The following is a 2,053-nucleotide window of genomic DNA, read 5'->3' as shown; positions in this document are numbered from 1 at the left end:
TCCCGCGCCTCGGCGCGCGTCGTCTCGCCCCGGAGATGCGCCACGAGTTCGGGCGCCCCGATGGCCTTGCGCGCGCCGCCCGCGCGCTCCCACCGCGGCAGGTTGGCCGCCGCCTCCTCCAGCGCGCCCTCGGCGAGCATCCGGTCGAAGCGCAGCGCGATCCGCGCGTTCAGCCAGTCGCGGTCGGCGTCGAGGAGGAGGGGGACCGTCTCCCCGAGCGGCAGGAGGGGCGGGCCGGTCTCGGCCTGCCACGCCGAGAGGGGGCGGCCGGTGGCGCGCAGCACCTCCCACCCGCGCCGGAGCCGGGCGGGGTTCCGCGTGTCGATGCGCGCGGCGAGCGCCGGATCCTCGCGCGTCAGGTCCGCGAGGAGTGCGTCGGGCGCCATCGCCTCGGCCTCGGCGCGCACCTCGGGCGGCACCGGCGGGATCTCGGCCAGCCCCTCGGTCAGCGCCCGGAAGTAGAGACCGGTGCCGCCGACGACGATGGGCCGCTCGGGCCCGGTCAGGAGCGGCGCGAGGTCGCGCAGCCACTCGCCCACCGAATACTCCGCCTCGAAGGGCACATGGCCGTAGAGGGCGTGGGGCGCGCGCGTCTCCTCCTCCGGACCGGGGCGCGCCGTCAGCACGCGCCAGCCCTCGTAGACCTGCAGCGCGTCGGCGTTCACGATCACCCCGCCGCCCCGCTCGGCGATGGACAGCGCGAGCGCGGACTTGCCGGAGGCCGTCGGCCCGGCGATCAGGACCGGACGGTCCGCAGGTATGTCCGCAAGCGAAAACAGGGCGTTGCGATCCGTTCTTCAGGTGGATGCCGGAACCGCCCAACCGGGCGTTGAACAGGCAGCGCTTTTAGACCATGTTGCGGCGACCGCAACAGCCTCGCCCCCGCAGCCCCGATGCCGGAGACCCGACCTCCCATGCCCGACACCGACCAGAAGGCAGGCCACGCCGCCGCGCCCGCCGTTTCCACCAAGTACCGGCGCGTGATGCTCAAGATCTCGGGCGAGGCGCTGATGGGCGACCAGGGCTTCGGCCTGCATCCGCCCACGGTCGAGCGCATCGCGCGCGAGGTGAAGTCGGTCCACGATCTCGGCGTCGAGATCTGCATGGTGATCGGCGGCGGCAACATCTTCCGCGGGCTCCAGGGCAGCGCGCAGGGGATGGAGCGGACGACGGCGGACTACATGGGGATGCTCGCCACCGTCATGAACGCGCTCGCCATGCAGTCGGCGCTCGAATCGATGGGCGTCTACACCCGCGTCATCAGCGCGATCCCGATGGACCAGGTCTGCGAGCCCTACATCCGCCGCCGCGCCGTGCGCCACCTCGAGAAGAAGCGCGTGGTGATCTTCGCCGCCGGCACCGGCAACCCCTATTTCACCACGGACACCGCAGCGACGCTCCGGGCCAACGAGATGCACTGCGAGGCGATCTTCAAGGGCACCAAGGTCGACGGCGTCTACGACAAGGACCCCAAGAAGCACGCCGACGCGCGCCGCTACGACACGATCAGCTACGACGAGGTGCTGGCCCAGCATCTCGGCGTCATGGACGCCTCCGCCATCGCGCTCGCCCGCGAGAACGACGTGCCGATCATCGTCTTCTCGCTCGACGAGCCCGGCGGCTTCCGCGGCATCCTGGCGGGACGGGGCACCTATACGAAGGTCCTCGGCTGAGGGCGGCGGGACATCCCGCGTTGACTTGCGCTGCGTGATCGGCCAGCCTTTTCGGGGACGGCGCGTGTCGTCTTGTGTAGGTGGTGCCCATGTTCGCCAGAACCCTTCTCCCACTCGTTTGCGCGGCGTCGATCGCCGGATGCATGCCGAACCCCGACGGGACGATCGGCGCCCCGGGCGGACCCGGCTGGTGGCGCAGCGCCTCGGAGGATCAGCGTATGGCCTTCGTCAACGAGCGCTGCGCGAGCTACGGCTTCGTCGCGGGCACGCCCGAGAACGCGCAGTGCGTCGGCAACGAGTACCGGTCCCTGAGCGCCAATACCGACGCCGCCTATGCGCGCTTCCGGTCCTCCGTCATGGCGGTCCCGCATCCCCCCGTC

Annotated in this window: 3 protein-coding genes; 2 read left to right on the top strand and 1 reads right to left on the bottom strand. The window is 71.7% G+C overall.

All coding sequences use genetic code 11. From position 1 onward, the window contains the following. On the bottom strand, positions 1–779 hold a 779-nt coding region (locus tag ACTS11_RS12810), incomplete at its 3' end, for a tRNA (adenosine(37)-N6)-dimethylallyltransferase (protein ID WP_442640699.1). 114 nt (positions 780–893) lie between these two features. Between ACTS11_RS12810 and pyrH the strand changes: the two genes are divergently transcribed. Then, positions 894–1,673: a UMP kinase gene (gene pyrH / locus ACTS11_RS12805; protein ID WP_442640698.1), complete on the top strand. Its 780-nt coding sequence runs from the start codon at positions 894–896 to the stop codon at positions 1,671–1,673. Positions 1,674–1,816: 143 nt separating this feature from the next. Continuing rightward, a partial coding sequence (locus ACTS11_RS12800) for a hypothetical protein (protein ID WP_442640697.1) occupies positions 1,817–2,053 on the top strand: 237 nt, incomplete at its 3' end.

The organism is Roseicyclus sp. (assembly GCF_052168335.1).
Lineage (GTDB): Bacteria > Pseudomonadota > Alphaproteobacteria > Rhodobacterales > Rhodobacteraceae > Roseibacterium.
Note: the sequence above shows the minus strand (reverse complement) of the source record. Positions and strands in the feature narration are given on the sequence as shown.